At 68.4% G+C, this 16,375-nt stretch carries 15 protein-coding genes; 10 read left to right on the top strand and 5 right to left on the bottom strand.

All coding sequences use genetic code 11. From position 1 onward, the window contains the following. Nucleotides 1-59: 59 nt before the first annotated feature. From VQ067_RS14170 to arsH, 4 genes are read left to right on the top strand one after another with little or no spacing between them, the layout of a single operon-like run. Nucleotides 60-410 (top strand): metalloregulator ArsR/SmtB family transcription factor, encoded by a 351-nt coding sequence (locus VQ067_RS14170; RefSeq protein WP_033959024.1) that lies wholly within the window; start codon nt 60-62, stop codon nt 408-410. Nucleotides 411-423: 13 nt separating this feature from the next. Further along, nucleotides 424-1,707: an arsenic transporter gene (locus VQ067_RS14165; RefSeq protein WP_003089314.1), complete on the top strand. Its 1,284-nt coding sequence runs from the start codon at nt 424-426 to the stop codon at nt 1,705-1,707. 31 nt (nt 1,708-1,738) lie between these two features. Then, nucleotides 1,739-2,209 (top strand): arsenate reductase ArsC, encoded by a 471-nt coding sequence (locus VQ067_RS14160; RefSeq protein WP_003112098.1) that lies wholly within the window; start codon nt 1,739-1,741, stop codon nt 2,207-2,209. Nucleotides 2,210-2,220: 11 nt separating this feature from the next. Beyond that, nucleotides 2,221-2,913: an arsenical resistance protein ArsH gene (gene arsH / locus VQ067_RS14155; RefSeq protein WP_033991572.1), complete on the top strand. Its 693-nt coding sequence runs from the start codon at nt 2,221-2,223 to the stop codon at nt 2,911-2,913. Between the two features lie 12 nt (nt 2,914-2,925). Here the strand turns inward: arsH and VQ067_RS14150 are convergent, their stop codons facing one another. After that, entirely contained in the window at nt 2,926-3,780 is an 855-nt protein-coding gene (locus tag VQ067_RS14150; RefSeq protein ID WP_340080960.1) for an AraC family transcriptional regulator, read from the bottom strand. A 287-nt stretch (nt 3,781-4,067) separates the two neighbouring features. Between VQ067_RS14150 and VQ067_RS14145 the strand changes: the two genes are divergently transcribed. From VQ067_RS14145 to VQ067_RS14120, 6 genes are read left to right on the top strand one after another with little or no spacing between them, the layout of a single operon-like run. After that, nucleotides 4,068-4,496 (top strand): hypothetical protein, encoded by a 429-nt coding sequence (locus VQ067_RS14145; protein WP_019484378.1) that lies wholly within the window; start codon nt 4,068-4,070, stop codon nt 4,494-4,496. Nucleotides 4,497-4,502: 6 nt separating this feature from the next. Beyond that, the gene (locus VQ067_RS14140) at nt 4,503-5,960 is read left to right on the top strand and encodes a M48 family metalloprotease (RefSeq protein ID WP_033991571.1); all 1,458 of its coding nucleotides are present in this window, start codon (nt 4,503-4,505) and stop codon (nt 5,958-5,960) included. Beyond that, complete coding sequence (locus tag VQ067_RS14135) at nt 5,957-6,628, top strand: hypothetical protein (protein WP_014603818.1); 672 nt, start codon at nt 5,957-5,959, stop codon at nt 6,626-6,628. The genes VQ067_RS14140 and VQ067_RS14135 overlap by 4 nt, the downstream gene beginning before the upstream one ends. Then, a complete protein-coding gene (locus tag VQ067_RS14130) occupies nt 6,625-7,287 on the top strand; it encodes a hypothetical protein (RefSeq protein WP_003089328.1) in 663 nt (220 codons plus the stop codon). The genes VQ067_RS14135 and VQ067_RS14130 overlap by 4 nt, the downstream gene beginning before the upstream one ends. Then, nucleotides 7,288-8,832 (top strand): M48 family metallopeptidase, encoded by a 1,545-nt coding sequence (locus VQ067_RS14125; protein ID WP_033991570.1) that lies wholly within the window; start codon nt 7,288-7,290, stop codon nt 8,830-8,832. Beyond that, nucleotides 8,819-9,454: a hypothetical protein gene (locus VQ067_RS14120; RefSeq protein ID WP_004349797.1), complete on the top strand. Its 636-nt coding sequence runs from the start codon at nt 8,819-8,821 to the stop codon at nt 9,452-9,454. Before VQ067_RS14125 ends, VQ067_RS14120 begins: the two co-directional genes overlap by 14 nt. Before the next feature lie 12 nt (nt 9,455-9,466). On the opposite strand, the gene VQ067_RS14115 is transcribed toward VQ067_RS14120, so the two are convergent. From VQ067_RS14115 to oprB, 4 genes are all read right to left on the bottom strand, one after another. Beyond that, nucleotides 9,467-9,754 carry a hypothetical protein gene (locus VQ067_RS14115; RefSeq protein ID WP_003089338.1) on the bottom strand — a complete coding sequence of 96 codons (288 nt, stop codon included), beginning with the start codon at nt 9,752-9,754 and terminating at the stop codon, nt 9,467-9,469. Between the two features lie 120 nt (nt 9,755-9,874). Then, nucleotides 9,875-12,007, bottom strand: a complete 2,133-nt coding sequence (locus VQ067_RS14110; RefSeq protein ID WP_033991569.1) for a TonB-dependent receptor family protein — start codon at nt 12,005-12,007, stop codon at nt 9,875-9,877. A 131-nt stretch (nt 12,008-12,138) separates the two neighbouring features. Then, the gene (locus VQ067_RS14105) at nt 12,139-14,550 is read right to left on the bottom strand and encodes a glucose/quinate/shikimate family membrane-bound PQQ-dependent dehydrogenase (protein ID WP_023095609.1); all 2,412 of its coding nucleotides are present in this window, start codon (nt 14,548-14,550) and stop codon (nt 12,139-12,141) included. 153 nt (nt 14,551-14,703) lie between these two features. Continuing rightward, the gene (oprB, locus tag VQ067_RS14100) at nt 14,704-16,101 is read right to left on the bottom strand and encodes a carbohydrate porin OprB (protein ID WP_152934953.1); all 1,398 of its coding nucleotides are present in this window, start codon (nt 16,099-16,101) and stop codon (nt 14,704-14,706) included. Nucleotides 16,102-16,375 lie beyond the last annotated feature (274 nt).

Genomic DNA, 16,375 nt, shown 5'->3' with positions numbered 1-16,375 from the left:
TTGCAATACATACGGATGTCCGTATATTCGGCTTTCCATATATTCAGGAAGGCCCAGCGATGCCCAGCCCCGCCGAAGTGTTCAAGTGCCTGGCCGACGAGACGCGCGTTCGCGCCACCCTGCTGATCGTCGACCAGGGCGAATTGTGCGTCTGCGAACTGATGTGCGCCCTCGCCGACAGCCAGCCGAAGATCAGCCGCCACCTGGCCCAGTTGCGCAGTTCCGGGCTGCTCCTCGACCGTCGCCAGGGCCAGTGGGTGTATTACCGCCTGAACCCTGCGCTGCCGGCCTGGATCCACGAAGTCCTGCAAGTGACCCTGCGGGCCAACGGCGACTGGCTGCAAGCCGACGCCGCGCGCCTGCGCGACATGGACGGCCGCCCGCAGCGCGCCTCCGCCTGCTGCCAATAGCGCGAGCCGCCCCATGCTGATCGCCTTCGCCATCTTCCTGTTCACCCTGGTCCTGGTCATCTGGCAGCCCAGGGGCCTCGGCATCGGCTGGAGCGCCAGCATCGGTGCCCTGCTCGCCCTGGCGCTGGGCAGCGTCGCGCCGGGCGACATCCCGACCGTCTGGAACATCGTCTGGAATGCCACCGCCACCTTCATCGCGGTGATCGTCATCAGCCTGCTGCTGGACGAGGCCGGCTTCTTCGAATGGGCCGCGCTGCACGTCGCGCGCTGGGCGGGCGGCGACGGCCGGCGCCTGTTCGCCTTCTGCGTGCTGCTCGGCGCGGCGGTCTCGGCGCTGTTCGCCAACGACGGCGCGGCGCTGATCCTCACGCCCATCGTGATGTCGATGCTGCTGGCCCTGCGCTTCAGCCCGGCGGCGACCCTGGCCTTCGTCATGGCGGCGGGCTTCATCGCCGACAGCGCCAGCCTGCCGCTGGTGGTCTCGAACCTGGTGAACATCGTCTCGGCCGACTACTTCGGGCTCGGCTTCGGCGAGTACGCCGCGGTCATGCTGCCGGTAAACCTGGTGAGCGTCGCGACCTCCCTGCTGGTGCTGTTCCTCTATTTCCGCCGCGACCTGCCGCCGGTCTATGCGCTGGAGCAATTGAAGCCGCCGCGGGCGGCGATCCGCGACCGCGCGACCTTCGTCGTCGGTGGCTGGATGCTGCTGGTCCTGCTCGCCGGGCTGTTCGCCCTGGAGCCGCTGGGCGTCCCCGTCAGCGCGGTGGCCGCGACCTGTGCGGCGCTGCTGCTGGCGGTGGCCGGGCGCGGGCGGGTGATCTCGACCCGGCGGGTGCTGCGCGAAGCGCCCTGGCAGATCGTGGTCTTCTCGCTGGGCATGTACCTGGTGGTCTACGGCCTGAAGAACGCCGGTCTCACCGACCTCCTGGCGCAGCTCCTGAACCGCCTGGCCGAGCACGGCGTATGGGCGGCCGCGCTGGGTACCGGACTGCTTTCCGCCGCCCTCTCGTCGGTAATGAACAACATGCCCAGCGTGCTGCTCGGCGCCCTGTCGATCCAGGCCAGCGACACCGCCGGCGCGGTGCGCGAAGCGATGATCTACGCCAACGTCATCGGCTGCGACCTGGGTCCGAAGATCACCCCTATCGGCAGCCTGGCGACGCTGCTCTGGCTGCACGTGCTGGCGCGCAAAGGCATGCGCATCACCTGGGGCTACTACTTCAGGGTCGGCGCCCTGCTGACCCTGCCGGTCCTGCTGGCGACCCTTTCGGCCCTGGCCCTGCGCCTGGCCATCTGACGGCCGCCGGCGACGGCGGCAGGAGCATCCCATGCGAGTCCTGTTCATGTGCACGGCCAACAGTTGCCGCAGCATTCTTTCCGAAGCCATGTTCAACCACCTGGCCCCGCCGGGTTTCGAGGCATGCAGCGCCGGCAGCCAGCCCAGCGGGCGGGTGCATCCGCGCAGCCTGGCGACCCTCGAACAGGCCGGCATCGCCACCCACGGCCTGTACAGCAAGGGCAGCGAAGCCTTCGAAGGCGCACCGCCGGACATCGTCATCACCGTTTGCGACGCCGCCGCGGGGGAAGCCTGCCCGCTGTATCTCGGCGCAGCGCTGAAGGCCCATTGGGGCCTGGCCGATCCCTCCGCCCTGGATGGCGACGAAGCCCTGCGGGATGCGGCGTTCCACGCCACCCTGGCACGCATCGAACAGCGTTGCCGAGCCTTCCTCGGCCTGCCCTTCGCTACCCTGGATCGCGACCAGCTCAAGCGTGAGCTGGAGCGCATCGGCTCGCTCTGACCGGAGGAAGCATGTCCGAACAACTACCCAACCTCGATCCCGCGCTGCTCGGCGACCCGCCCCCCGTCTCCGGGCACAGGCCGCGCATCCTCCTGCTCTACGGCTCGACCCGCGAGCGCTCCTTCAGCCGCCTGCTGGTGCTGGAGGCCGCACGCCTGCTCGAACGCTTCGGTGCCGAAACGCGGATTTTCGACCCTTCCGGGCTGCCATTGCCCGATGATGCACCGGTGGAGCATCCCAAGGTCCGCGAGTTGCGCGACCTGGTGCAGTGGTCGGAAGGCCAGGTCTGGTGCTCGCCCGAGCGCCACGGTGCGCTGTCCGCGGTATTCAAGGCGCAGATCGACTGGATTCCCCTGGCACTCGGGGCGGTGCGCCCGACCCAGGGCAAGACCCTGGCGCTGATGCAGGTCTGCGGCGGCTCGCAGTCGTTCAACGTGGTCAACCAGTTGCGCGTGCTGGGTCGCTGGATGCGCATGTTCACCATCCCCAACCAGTCCTCGGTTCCCAAGGCCTACCTGGAGTTCGACGAAGCGGGCCGGATGAAGCCATCGCCCTACTACGACCGGGTGGTCGACGTGATGGAGGAGTTGTTCAAGTTCACCCTGCTCCTGCGCGAGCGCACGGAGTTCCTGGTGAACCGCTATTCGGAGCGCAAGGAAAGCGCCGAGCAGCTTTCCGCGCGGGTCGACCAGCGTTCGCTCTGAGCCGCGTCCGCCTCACTCGCGCCCCGGCGGATGGCCGAAGCGCGCGCGGTAGGCATGGGTGAAGTTTTCCGGACTGGAGTAGCCCAGGCGGTAGGCGATCTGCGCGATCTGCCAGCGACCCTCGCGGACCATCTGCCGGCCGATCTCGAGACGCCGGTCGCGGACGTACTGCAACATCGAGCGACCGAACTCGTTCTTGAAAATCCGCCGCAAGGTGGTTTCGCCGACCCCCAGTTGGCGCGCCAGTTCGAGGCTGGCCGGCGGCTCACCAAGGTTCGCCTCCAGCAGGCGGCGCGCTTCGTGGGCCAGGTCGCGCTGGGCGCGTGGGGTGCGCGCGCGACGAAGGTCCGCGCCACCCAGGTAGGCGGCCAGCTCCACCAGCAGGCCCAAGGTCAGGCTCTCTTCGTGCAGGCGTCCGAGGGCGCCGCGGTATGGATTCTGGTAGAGGCGCTCGAACAGGGCGGTGATGGCGCCGCAACGGGACAACTGGGTGAAGCTCGCGCCGTCGCCCTTCAGCCGCGCCAGCGGCCGCAGGGCGCCATCGCCGGTTTCCAGTTCCTCTTCCAGATAGCTGGCGGCGATCCGCAGCCCGCCCAGGCGCACGCGGCTGCCCGCCGGCAGGATATCGAAGGCCTCCATCGGCTCGCCGGTGCCCAGCACCGAAGGACCGCCCAGGTTGTACAGATAAGGCTCGCCGCCGTCGACGCTGTGCCGCCACTGGCCGTCGAACATCTGCACGATGCACAGGCCTTCCGGCAGCACCTTGTGGGTTCGCAGCGGCTCGGTGAAGCTCAGGTCGCTATCGAAATACTGCATCGACGGGCGCACCGTCCGCGCCTGGTAGTGACCGGTGGCGCTGCCGAGCATTTCGCGCGCGTCGAGTATCTGCGACTGGCACAGGGGCGAAGGAGCGTCGAAATAGAGCTCCGTGTCGTGGTAAGGATTCCAGCTTTCCATGGCGTAGGTATCGGTGGGACGCAACCATCTGAACCGGTTCAGGCAGCGGCTTTCCAGGATGGTTCCGTGCGCTGATCGAACCGAACCTGTGGGCGACGACGCTTTTCCTGTGAGCGGCGGCCGCCTCGGTTGTTCGTGGCTCGCGCCTGTATTAATAGATGCGCCCCTTTTACATCGCGTTGCCAAAGGGGGCGAGAATGATAGCAAAGTGGACTGCGGCGCTGCTGATGGGCGCGCTGGCGTGGGGATCCTGCGCGGCGCAGGCCGAACAGGCGCGGCCGCCAGTCGCCGACAAGGTGGTGGCCTACCAGGGCCAGCAGGGGCTCAAGGTCTGGACCCTGCGTATCGGCGAAGCGGCGGCCGGCGAAGCGCTGTTGCAGGTCGAAGGACTGGACCACGACTGGGACCGCCTGATCCACAAGGTAAAGGTGGAAAAGAGCGCCAGGGACAGTCGCTACTCCACCGAACTGAACGGCAGCAAGTATGTGATCCTGATCGTGCGCGACGGCTGGGGCGAGCTCTACCTGCCCGGCGAACAGCAGACGCGGCAGGTCGCCTATAGCGAGTCGCTGTCATCCGCAGGCGAGCCCCAGGCATTCCTGACCGACTACCTCGAGCAGAAATAAACGCGGATGAGCCACGATACGCTGCGGGTAAGGCTGCTCGCGTTCCTCTTCCTGATTCCCCTGGCGCTCTACGCCTGGTCCGCCGTGCAGGCCTTCCGGGTCGACTCGACCCTGCGCGACGAACAGTTCATGCGCGACTGGAGCGCCTCGGCGCGCAACGACCCGGACGCCGCCGGCGCCATTCCCCGTCACCTGTTCCGTCCGGCCTATGGCGTCGAAGGTCATCTTCACCAGTTCGCCGAAGACGCCGAGGTCATCCGCCGCGACCATCCTTGGCTGGCTCTGCGCGGCTGGCTGGCCGCTATAGGCAAGCTCTGCGCGCTGGCGTCGGCGCTGGTCGCGGCCGCCTTGCTGGCGAAACTGGAATACGACGGGCGCCGCTCGATGCGCTCGCAAGCCTACCTGCTCGGCCACCTCGCGCCGGCCTGGCGGCACCTCGGTCGACTGGTCCCGTTGCACGCCGGCCTGCTGGTCGCCGCCCTGGCCAGCCAGTTGCTCTACGAAGCGCTGTGGAGCTACAGCCACTGGCACAGTCACGGTTTCGTCGCCCTGCTCTTCTCGCTGCCGCTGTGGCTGCTGTTCCTCGGCGGCCTGCTCATGCTGCGGCGCCTGCGCGGCGAACTGCTGCCGCTGGAGGAACCGGTGCTCCACCTGCTCGGCCGCGAACTCGACCGGGTCGCCGCGCCCGGCCTCTGGCAATGGCTGGGACAGATCGCCGACCGCGCCGGAGCGCCGCTACCGGACCATGTCGTCACCGGCATCGAGCACTGCTACTTCGTCACCCAGGCCAAGGTCCTGCTGGCGCCCCGCGGCATTCCGCTGGAGGGGCGCACCCTGTACATCCCGCTGACCTACGCCACGGTCATGAGCGAGGCCGAAAGCGCCGCGATCATCGGCCACGAACTGGGCCACTTCGCCGCCGGCGACACCGCCCACGGCGCCTCCCTGTCGCTCCTGCAGCGGCAGGTGCGCCTGCGCATCGAACGCATCGCCGCCCCCGAGGATGGGCGTGTCGGCCTGCTCGGCAAGCCGGGCCTGTGGGCCGCGCTGTACTTCCTCGAACGCTTCGAGCGCGCCTACCTGCACTGGAATCGCCGCCAGGAACTGGCCGCCGACAAGGTCGGGGCGCGGGTAGCCGGCGCGCGGGTCTTCGCCATCGCGCTGCTACGCACCTGCGCCCTGGCAGGACTGATCGAACGCCTGCTGGCCAGCCCGCAGACGCGCAACCTGGTGCATGCGCTGACCGACCATCTGCGCGGGAACTCCCTGGAACTGGACGAACAGGACAGCGCGCGCCGCCTGGAACACCCCTTCGACAGTCACCCGCCGACCTACCAGCGGATCGCGGACCTTTCCCTCGCGCTCGACGACGACCTGCTGCGGCAGGCAAGGCGCATCGTCAGCGCCGACGACACGCAGTGGCTCAACCGCCTGCTCGATGCAGGCCACGGGGAAAGCCGATGATCCCGCCGGGCGCGCAAGCACCCTGCCCCGCCGGAGCAAGGGACGACGAAGCCACGCGGTTGCGGCGCTTCGTCGCCAGCGTCCCCAACCGGATAAGCATCGGCGCCGCCCGTGGCGCGGCGCCGCTGTCCGCCCTGCTCGGCCTGCTGCTGCTCGGCGGCGCCTGGACCTTGCGCGACCACCCCGGTCCCGGGCATGAGGCGGCGGCGCTGTGCCTGCTGGCGGCGGCCGCCCTCCTCATGTGCCTGGCCTGCCTGCAGCGCAACGCCAGGAACGCGCCGTTCCTCGTCCTCGGCCAGGGGCGCCTGCGCGCCCGCAGCCTGTCGGCGCCGCTGGACCTGCTGGAGGTCGCCGACCTGCGCCTGGAGGACGGAGTCTGGTTCTCCGCGATAGTCCTCGAACTGCACGGCAAGGCACTACCGGCGCCATCCACGCGCCCGCTCGACCCGTTCGCCGCGCGTGCCGTCAGCGAATGCCGGGACGGCCCACAGGTTCGCCTGCTGTCCCCCGGCTGGCGCCTCAACGGTCGCAACCTGTCACTACTGGAAGCCGCGGAGGTCATCGACCTCTACCTGGACATCGCCCGCGCCCAGGCCCGGCTCCGCCAACTGGGCGAGATCCCGCCCAGTGCTTCCTCTTCACTCCCAACTCCAAGGATATTTCCATGAGCAACCAGGAACCCCGGGACCTCGTCTCCAACCTCGCCGAAACCCTCGGTGCCGAACACGAAGAGCTGAACCAGGCGAAGACCGCCGAGGTCATCGCCCACCTGGAGCGGGTGATCGCCAACGTACCCCCGGCCACCGAGTTCACCAATACCCGCAAGTACGTGGTGCTGGGTCCGCTGCTGAGCATCGTGCCCTTCATCATGACCGGCATGTGGTTCTCCCAGGGCAAGCCGGGGGTCGGCGTCGTCGGCTTGCTGCTCGGCCTGTTCGGGCTGTTCCTCGGCTACCAGCATCGCAACTCCGGCAAGACCCCCTTCATGCGCCTGACCCGTACCCAGCTCTGGGCCGACAGCCTGTCGGCTCCGGTCGAGCTGGCCGACGTCATCGATTTCAGCGTCAAGGCCGACATGCTGCAAACCACCCAGACCCTCCACCTGCGGCCCGAAACGCCGCTGCCGACCCATCGCGCCGTACGCCAGGTGTTCGCCTCCCAGGCCATGGCTTTCAAAGGCAAGGACCCGCGCATCACCATCATGTCGGCCGGCCTGCAGAGCGATGGCAAGAAGCTGGACTGCGACGACATGGCGGCGATCCTCGACGCCTACATCCAGGCCGCCCACGCCCAGCGCTACCTGCAACAACTGCGCAGCCAGGGCTGAGTGAAGGGCACGGTCCATCCGCGAAGGCTGCTGCTTTGCCTGGTGCTGGTTCCAGCGCTGCTGGCGGGGCTCGGCGCCTGGCAGTCCTGGCGCGCCGAGCAGCAGGCCGAGCGACTGGGCGCCGCGCAGCAGTGGGTCGAGCGCGCGCTCGCCGAAGCGCGGGCGCTGCCGCCGAGGGCCAGCGTCCGGGTGGACGGCCGGGCCTATGTGCGCGACCTGGCCCTGGCGCGGCTCGACGAGCAACTCGCCGACACACGAAGCGCACAGCGCCTGAATCGCTTCGCCGCCGTCCTCGCCGATAGCGGAGCCTGCCTGGCGGCGCTGGTCGCCGTATTGGGAGCCGTCTCCCTGGCCGGCATCGCCGGCGCCGCACGCAGCGCACTGCGCTCGCGTCGCTGCCTGCTCCTGTGGTTCGAGCTGGGCCGACGCCTGCTGCCCTGCCTGCTCCTCGCCCAGATCGGCCTGCTCGCCCTGGCCCTGGCCTGTGCCGGAACGTTCGAGATCCTCGGGCTGTGGCGGGTCGGCCAGGTTCCGGTCAGCGAAGGACGCACCCAGCTGAGCGTGGCGCTGATCCTGCTCGGCCTGCTGGCGTCGGCGTGGCAAATGCTGGCGAAGATCAGCCGCTTGCGCCTGCGCCCGGCGCCGGCCCTGGATGTCATCGGCCGCCGGCTGGGCGAAGAGGATGCACCGGAACTCTGGACGCTGCTGCGCGAGCTGGCGGCGCGCCTCGATACGCCAGCCCCGCAGCACCTGTTGGTAGGTCTCTGCGACGGCTTCTACGTGACCGCCAACCGCGTCTGCCTGCAACCTTCCGGCGAGCATCTGGAAGGACGCAGCCTATACCTCTCGCTACCGTTGCTGGGCCTGCTGGACCGCGCCGAACTGAGTGCAGTGATCGCTCACGAACTGGCCCACTTCGCCGGCCGCGACGCCCATTACAGCCTGCGCTTCCTGCCGATCTACCAGGGCGCCGCGAGCCAACTGGCCGCCATCGAGGAGCAGGAGGCCAACGTCTTCGAACGTGCGGCACTGGAACCGGCGCGACTGTTGGCCGGGTACTTCCTCGAACGTTTCGGCCTCGCCGTGAACCACTGGAGCCGCCTGCGCGAATTCGCCGCCGACCGCCGCGCCGCACAACTGGCCGGTGCGCCGGCGATGGCCTCGGCCCTGCTGCGCAGCGCGGCGGCCGGCGCGCCGATACGGGCGTTCCTCGAACACTGCCTGCTCGCTCCGGCGCGCGCGCCGGACAACCTGGTGGACGCCATCCACGTCTACCTGGGCCAGTCCGGCCTGGAAGCACCGGACCCCGGGGCGGAGGGACTCCAGGTCCATCCGCAGGATACCCACCCTCCGCTGGGCCTGCGCTGCACGGCGCTGGGAGAGAGCTTCGAACGCACCTGGGCCGGGACCGCCGGCCGGGCCGTTCCGACACGACCGCCGAGCCAGGCGCTGAGCGTCTGGTTCGGCGCCCCCCTGGCGTTGAGCCGAGCGCTCAGCGCCGACCTGCTCGGCAAGACCTGTGAGAATCCCCATGCAAGAAACTGACGAAACCCTCGACGAACTGCCGCCGCTGGAAGCCCGCTGCGAGATCCGCGAGGTCTCGCGGGGCACCGCCTGCGTTGCCCTGCTCGCTGGCCTGGTGGCTGGCGCCACCGGTCTCTGGCTCGCTTCGCTGCCCCACGCCTGGCGCCTGGCCAGTGGCCAATGGCTGTTCTGGCTGCCAGCCGCGCTGCTGCTGGGCGGCGGCCTGTACGCCTGCCTGGCGGGCGTGTTCCTCTACCGGCGCCACGGCCAGGTCGCGCTCACCCTGACCCCGGAGAGCATCGCCTTCGCCAACGCGCCGCAGGTGCCGATGTACACCTTCCAGTCGCTGGAGATCGAGCGCGGGCGCTGGTTGGAACTCACCTTCGCGACCACCTTCGATTGCACGGCACCGCGCTTCGACAGCCATGCCCGTTTCGACCCGCGGGCTTTCGCCCGCCCCGAAGCCCGTGCGGTGGCCGGCGGCAAGCGGGTCAAGCTGGCGCTATGCGGCGCCGCGCTGGACGGCCAGGAAATGGAGCTGGAGTCGCTCGCCCGACTGATCTACCGGTACATCCTCGCCGGCCATCGCCAGCGCGCCCTGCAACATCATCGCGCGCCCGGGAGCGACGGCAGCGGGGCCTGAAGCGAGCAACGCTCAGGCTGCGCGCTGGCGCTGCCAGTCCACCGCGGCTTTCAGACGCGCCACCACCTTGCGTACGAAGAGCGGGTCGTCCGCCACGCAGAGTTCCGCGCTGACCCACTCCGGCCAGCCGGCCCCCTGGCGTTCGCGGGCACCCAGCAGGCGCTCGACTTCGTCGCGCACGGCGCGCTCCAGGCGTTCGCTGGCACGATTGCGGGACAGGTGGAGGCGCAGGCAGGCCTGTTTCTCGCGCTCCAGGGCGCGGCGTCGGGACAGCGGCAGTTCGGCAAGGTTGTGGCTCATGATCGGTGCTCCTTGTCGCGCAGGCAGGCGAATTCCGATTACTGTACATCCATACAGTAATCGGAATTGACGACGCTGACAAGGGCTGGCCGGGTAGCGCGAACAAGCGCATCCGGCACTTCAGAACTGGTATTCGACCCCGGCTCCCGCGTACCAGGACAGCCCGGGGGCCGCTTCGTAGTAACGCCGGTTGCCGTCGCCGACGATGACCGAGCCGACGTACTGGCGGTCGAACAGGTTGTCCAGGCGCACCAGCTGGTGGAAGGTCCAGGCCCCCAGGCGCTGTTCGAAGCGGGTGCGCCAGTTGAATACCGCATAGCTCGGCGCGGCCTTTTCGCTGTTGCTGTCCTCGACGTAGACCTGGCTGCGGTACATGCCTTCCCAGCCCATGCTGATGCCCTCCACGGGCTTCCATACCAGTTCGCCGAACAGGCTGCTTTCCGGCACGCCCGGCAGGTGCTTGCCCTTGCCGATGGTCTTGCCGCCGGCCTCGAAATCCGAATCGTAGGTGGCGGATAGCCGGGTATAGGCCAGGTTGGCGTTCCAGTGCTCGCTCAGTTCGCTCTCCACGCCCAGTTCGAAGCCGCGGCGCAGGGTCTTGCCGGCGTTCTGGTAGCTGGTGCGACCGCCGAGGGAGCTGGCGACGACGATCTCGTCCTCGGTGCGGATCTGGAAGATCGCCGCGTTGACCCGCGTATTGCCCCACAGGCGCGCCTTCAGCCCGGCTTCGTACTGGCTGCTGGTGGCCGGCTTGAGGCCGAAGTTGAAGACGTCCGGCGCGTTCGCCGCCACCGGCGCATAGGCCATCTCCGCCTGGGTCGGGGTCTCGAAGCCCTTGCCGGCGCTGAGGTAGCCGTGCAGGTCGGGGGTGAAGGCGTACATCACCGAGAACGATGGGGTGTTCTTCCGGTAGCGCCGCGAGCCGCTGGCATCGCCGTTGCTCAGGTAGCGGTCGTCGACCTCCATCTTCATGGTGCTGTGGCGCACCCCGGCCTGCAGGGTCCAGGCGTCGATGGCCCAGCTCGCCTGCAGGTAGGGATCGAGGCTGGTGGCGGTGTCCACCTCGTCGCGGCGCAACTCGCCCTTCACGCCGAGCTGGTCGCCGTTGAAGTTCTGGTAGCCGCGACGGTCGTCGCGGCTCTGGTCGTAGTCGAGGCCGACGGTCAGGTTCAGCTCGCCCGGCGCCTGGCGTACCGGTTGCAGCCAGCGCACGGTGCCACCGTGGAAGTCGCGGTCGAAGTCGATCACCGCGCCATTCCTCTGGCAACGCGGATTACTCTCGCATCCTATCTGCTTGGGTATCGCCTGATACTGCACGACACTGCGCTTGCCCACGTAGGCGTTGACCTGCAAGGTCGCCTCGCCGAAGTAGCGCTCGTAGTTCATCCCGGCCTGCTGGTGGTCGATGCTCTTGCGCGTGTCGTACAGCTCGGCGTTGGCGGTGACGGAGCGCGGGTCGTGCTTGTAGGCGTCCCAGGTCTGCCCCAGCGGATCTTCAGTGTCGTTCTGCTCCAGGCTGCTGTAGATCAGCGCCAGGCGGCTGTCGGCGTCGGGCCTGAAGTTGAGCTTGGCGAAGGTCTGGTCGCGGCGCGCGGCGCTGTGGTCGCGGTAGCCGTCGGTGTCCATCCGCGAGGCATCCACCAGGAAACCGACCCCGTCGCCCTCGCCTTCCGTGTACAGGTGGTTGCGGCTCAGGCCATCGCTGCCGACGGTGGTTTCCGCGCCGACCCGCGGGGCGCCCTGGCCGTCGCGGGAGAACATCTGGATCACCCCGCCGGCGTTGCTGCCGTAGATCGTCGAGGCCGGCCCGCGCAGTACCTCGATGCGCTCGGCGACGTCGAGGTTGAGGGTCGCGGCCTGGCCCTGGCCATCCGGCGTGCTGGCCGGGATGCCGTCGGCGAGCAGCTTCAGCCCGCGGATACCGAAGGCCGAGCGGGCGCCGTAGCCGCGCGAGGAGACTTGCAGGTCCTGGGCGTAGTTCTGGCGGTTCTGCACCACCAGGCCGGGTACCCGCGGCAGGACTTCGGAGAGGTTGATGCCGAGCTGGCCGTCGGCGATCTGCCGGCGCTCGATGCTATCCACCGAGAACGGCAGGTCGAAGGTATCGCTGGGGTTGTAGCTGCCGGTCACCACCATGGGTTCGAGGCTGCGTCGCTCCTCGCCCTGGACGGCGCAGGCGATGGCCAGGCCGCAGAGCGCCAGGGAGCCGGGCAACAGGTGGGAGACGAAGCTGGGACGGGGTCGGGACGGCATGCAGGGTTCCGCGGGTCGCAAGGTATCGAAGGGGCTTTGCCAAGGGCGGGAACGCGCCTCCCCTTGGCAAAGCCCCTTCCGGGCCGAGGCCCGGAAGGCCGGGAGCCGGCTGTGGGCTCCCGGTGGGCGGGTCATTGCCTGGGCAGGGCGTAGGCGATGATGTAGTCGCCCATGCGGGTGCCGAAGGAGCCGTGTCCGCCAGCGACGATCAGCACGTACTGGCGACCGTCCTTGCCGGTGTAGCTCATCGGCGTGGCCTGGCCGCCGGCCGGCAGGCGCGCCTGCCAGAGCTGCTTGCCGTCCTTCACGTCGTAGGCGCGCAGGTACTGGTCGAGCGTACCGCTGAGGAAGGCCACGCCGCCGGCGGTGGTGATCGAGCCGCCCATGCTTGGTACGCCGACGGTGAGGCCGATCGGCACCGGGGTGTTGTCGCGGCTGGTGCCGTTCTTGTGCTGCCAGACGACCTTGGCGGTGGTCAGGTCGATACCCGCCACGTCACCCCAGGACGGCGCCTGGCACGGCAGGCCGATGGGCGACATGAACGGATGCATGATCACCGCGTAGGGCGCGCCGGTGTTCGGCTGCACGCCGCTGGTCTCGCCCTCGCGCTTGCTTCCGCTGGGCACCTTGTCGCGCGGCACCATCTGCGAGACGAAGGCCATGTAGTTGGGGCTGGTGAAGAGGATCTGGCGCACCGGGTCGACCGACACCCCGCCCCAGTTGAACACCCCGACGTTGCCCGGATAGATCAGGCTGCCCTGCTCCGACGGCGGGGTGTACTGGCCCTCGTAGCGCAGCGAGCGGAACTGGATGCGGCAGAGCATCTGGTCGAACGGGCTGCTGCCCCACATGTCGCGCTCGGTCAGCGGCGGGCGCAGCAGGTTGAGGTCGGAACGCGCCTGGGTCGGCGCGGTATGATCGCCCTCCACCGCGCCCTGCGGCGCCGGCACTTCGCGGATCGGCACGATCGGCGTGCCGTCGCGGCGGTCCAGCACGTACAGGCTGCCCTGCTTGGTCGGCGCGATCAGCGCCGGCTTGACGCCATCGGCGGTCTTCAGGTCGAGCAGGGTCGGCTGGCTGCCGACGTCCATGTCCCACAGGTCGTGGTGGGTGAACTGGTAGTTCCAGCGCAGCTTGCCGGTGTTCAGGTCGAGGGCCACCAGGCCGGCGCTGAACTTCTCGGCGCCGGGGGTGCGGTTGCCGCCCCACTGGTCGGGCATCTGGTTGCCCAGCGGCAGGTAGACCTGGCCGAGCTTCTCGTCGACGCTGGCCAGCGACCACATGTTCGGCGAGTTGCGGGTATAGAACTTGCCGGGGGCCAGGGGCTCGGTCTCGTCCGGGTTGCCGCTGTCCCAGTTCCACACCAGCTTGCCGTCGTGCACGTCGAAGGCGCGGATCACCCCGGACGGCTCGTTGGTCGACTCGTTGTCGGTGACGTGGCCGCCGATGATCACCAGGTTGCGGGTGACCGCCGCCGGCGAGGTGGAGTAGTAGCCGCCCGGGGTGAACGGACCGATGCCGACCGTCAGGTCGACCGCGCCCTTGACCCCGAAGTCCTCGCAGACCTTGCCGTTGTCGGCGTTGATCGCGATCAGGCGGGCGTCGGCGGTGGGCAGGAACAGGCGCCGCGGACAACTGGCGGCGACCGCCTTGCCGGCCTCGGAGAGCGCGGCCGGCGGCGCGCCGACGTCGCTCCTGGCGTACTGCTCTTCGTCGTAGTAGGAGACGCCACGGCAAGTCATGTGGGCGAAGCCCTTGAAGCCTACCGGGCTCTGGATCTGCGGGTCGAAGCGCCAGATTTCCGCGCCGGTGTCCGGGTCGAGGGCCAGCACCTTGCTGTGCGCGGTGCAGGCGTAGAGCATGCCGTTGACCTTCAGCGGGGTGTTCTCGTTGGTCAGTTCGAGCGGATCGTCGGCGGTCGGCAGGTCGCCGGTACGGATGCGCCAGGCTTCCTCGAGCTGGCCGACGTTGGCCGGGGTGATCTGCTTCAACGGCGAGTAGCGGTCGCCGAACTCGGTGCGGCCGTAGGCCTGCCAGTCGCCGTCCGGCATCGCCGGGGCGGTGCTGGTCATGCCGCTGTCGCGGTCGATGCGACCGACGATCTGCCCCGGATTGGTGAACTGGCTGCCCACCGCGGCGGCGCCGGCCAGGACCACCGCCACGCCCAGCGCCGCGGTGCCCAGCGGCGCCGGCCCCTCGGCCAGCAGCGGGCGGCGGAACCAGGGCAGCCAGAGCAGCAGGCCGAAGACGAACCACAGAGCCAGGCGCGGCACCAGTTGCCACCAGTCCAGGCCGACTTCCCACAGCGCCCAGACGGTGCTGGCGAACAGCACCAGAGCGTACAGGCCTAGCGCCGCACGCTTGCCCAGCAGCAGCAATAGCCCGCTCAGGGCCAGGCCGATGCCGGCCAGCAGGTAGTACAGCGAGCCGCCCAGGCTCGCCAGCTTGATGCCGCCGGCCAGCAGCGCCAGGCCGGACAGCAGGATCAACAGGCCGAGCAGGCTCGGCAGCAGGCGCGATCGACTGTGGTTACCTTCGCTCATCGTCCGGTACTCCCTTCGGGGTTGATGACAGGCATTGCTTACTCTCCTATTACGTTCTGCACGCCGGGCTGTTCAGCCCGCCGCGCCGCGTTGGGCGGCGCTGAAGAAATGGCCGCTGGCCATGACCGAATCGCGGTTGTCCGAAGCAACAGCCTAGAACACCGTCTGGATCTTGATCCCCGCCACCAGCGCGTTGTCGACCTCGTCGACCCCGCCCGGCTGCTTGATGTATTGCAGGTTCGGCCGCACCGTCAGCCAGTCGGTCACATGCACCCCGTAGTACAGCTCGGCGTTGTACTCGGTGTCCTGCAGCGGCTGGTACAGCGGGTTGTCGTAGTCGTCGATGCCGTTCACCTGGTTCACCAGGCGCTGGCGCTTCTTCACATCGTCGTTGACGTGGATGCGCGCGATGCCCAGGCCGATGTCGTCCTTCGGCCGCGCATCGAACGGACCCTTGTAGACCACCCCGAGCTGCTGGTAGTTGTCCACCACGTTGGTCGCCTTGTCGTGGACCGTCAGGTTGGCGAACAGGCTCAACCCGCGCGAGGCATCGCCGTTGTGCGAAGTGACCTGCTGCTGCGCCACCACCCACCAGCCATGCTTGCTGCCGCGCGACTTGAAGTCGTTGCCGGTCAGCCCCTGCGGCTGGCCGTCGACGTCGTCGTAGACGTCATCGGCCTTCGCCGTGCTGTAGTAGTAACCCAGCCGGTACTCGCCCGGCAGTTGCTCGGCGCCGACCTTCGGCTGCCAGATCAGCTCCACCGGCAGCAGCGCGCCCTTGGTCCCGCTGCCGCTCATCTTGAAGCCGTTGCCGGTCTCCAGGTTCGACGGGTTCTGCTCGTAGGCGCCGACCTGCACGTACCAGTCCGGCGCGAAGTTGTACTTCACCCGCAACGCCCACTGGCTGACCGGCCAGTTGTACCAGATGCTCCCCGCCCAGTTGCCCACCTGCGAGCCGCAGAAGGCCAGGTTCTGGAAATCGCAGGGGAAGCTGTTGAAGTCCTCGCCCTCGCCGAAACGGCCGAATTTCACGTCCAGCGCGCCGTCGAAGTACTGCTGCTTGAGCCACAACTGGGTCAGCCGCCAGGTCTGCCCGCGGCCCCAGACCTCCTGCACCGAGCTGATGTGCCCGGCACGCGGGTCGCCGATGCGGTCGTTGGAAAGGTTCTTGCCGTTGCGCTCGGTGACGGTGAACTGGAACTCGGTGGCCTTCCAGCCGAGGATCTTCTCCAGGTCCATGTGCACGCCCAGAGCGAACTGGTCGGTGTAGCGCCCGGTCTTGTCGTCGTCATAGCCGCCGTCGAGGTTGGCCGCCGCCTCGCCGACATACTCCAGCTTGAAGTCGTAGCCCTTCTCCAGCAGCTCGGTGCGCTTGCCGCCCCAGTCGCCGAGCATCCATTTCGAGTTCGGCGAGAACGCCTCGGCGGCGTGCGCCGCGTTGCACAGCAGGGAGGCGGACAGCAGGCTGCCCGCCACGGGGCGCAGGGCCGGACGGAGAAGATGGGATTTCACGCGAACGCTTCCTCGTTGCGAATGGTCGACTGGTCGCATGCAGCGACCGCTCTACTCCCTCGATACCCTTGCCAGGAACAAGGGTATATGAAGAGGGCTCATGATCTGAGCCAAGCAGAACAATGGTTAATTTGCGAATGATAAGGACTTTGCGGGCAAAGCTGAAACGTTTCAGGCTGGAAAACACTGTTACATAAACGACAACGAAGCCAAGCCCTGGCGCTCTCGCTCAGGACGACCGAGGCGCAGAGCGGCTACGGTGAAGATCGCGGAGCGCGGAAACAACCTGATACCCATGAGCGCGCTTCACGTT

This window comes from Pseudomonas sp. KBN12P06040 (genome assembly GCF_037574965.1).
GTDB classification, from domain to species: domain Bacteria; phylum Pseudomonadota; class Gammaproteobacteria; order Pseudomonadales; family Pseudomonadaceae; genus Pseudomonas; species Pseudomonas aeruginosa.
This window is presented reverse-complemented; position numbering and strand designations above follow the sequence as displayed.

Bases quoted from the DNA above. Each gene is read 5' to 3' on its own strand.
- VQ067_RS14145 (WP_019484378.1), top strand. From the start codon at position 4,068: ATGATAGCAAAGTGGACTGCGGCGCTGCTGATGGGCGCGCTGGCGTGG.
- VQ067_RS14150 (WP_340080960.1), bottom strand. From the start codon at position 3,780: ATGCTCGGCAGCGCCACCGGTCACTACCAGGCGCGGACGGTGCGCCCG.
- VQ067_RS14135 (WP_014603818.1), top strand. From the start codon at position 5,957: ATGATCCCGCCGGGCGCGCAAGCACCCTGCCCCGCCGGAGCAAGGGAC.
- VQ067_RS14110 (WP_033991569.1), bottom strand. From the start codon at position 12,007: ATGCCGTCCCGACCCCGTCCCAGCTTCGTCTCCCACCTGTTGCCCGGC.
- VQ067_RS14140 (WP_033991571.1), top strand. From the start codon at position 4,503: ATGAGCCACGATACGCTGCGGGTAAGGCTGCTCGCGTTCCTCTTCCTG.
- VQ067_RS14115 (WP_003089338.1), bottom strand. From the start codon at position 9,754: ATGAGCCACAACCTTGCCGAACTGCCGCTGTCCCGACGCCGCGCCCTG.
- VQ067_RS14170 (WP_033959024.1), top strand. From the start codon at position 60: ATGCCCAGCCCCGCCGAAGTGTTCAAGTGCCTGGCCGACGAGACGCGC.
- arsH (WP_033991572.1), top strand. From the start codon at position 2,221: ATGTCCGAACAACTACCCAACCTCGATCCCGCGCTGCTCGGCGACCCG.
- VQ067_RS14105 (WP_023095609.1), bottom strand. From the start codon at position 14,550: ATGAGCGAAGGTAACCACAGTCGATCGCGCCTGCTGCCGAGCCTGCTC.
- VQ067_RS14165 (WP_003089314.1), top strand. From the start codon at position 424: ATGCTGATCGCCTTCGCCATCTTCCTGTTCACCCTGGTCCTGGTCATC.
- VQ067_RS14120 (WP_004349797.1), top strand. From the start codon at position 8,819: ATGCAAGAAACTGACGAAACCCTCGACGAACTGCCGCCGCTGGAAGCC.
- oprB (WP_152934953.1), bottom strand. From the start codon at position 16,101: ATGCGACCAGTCGACCATTCGCAACGAGGAAGCGTTCGCGTGAAATCC.
- VQ067_RS14160 (WP_003112098.1), top strand. From the start codon at position 1,739: ATGCGAGTCCTGTTCATGTGCACGGCCAACAGTTGCCGCAGCATTCTT.
- VQ067_RS14130 (WP_003089328.1), top strand. From the start codon at position 6,625: ATGAGCAACCAGGAACCCCGGGACCTCGTCTCCAACCTCGCCGAAACC.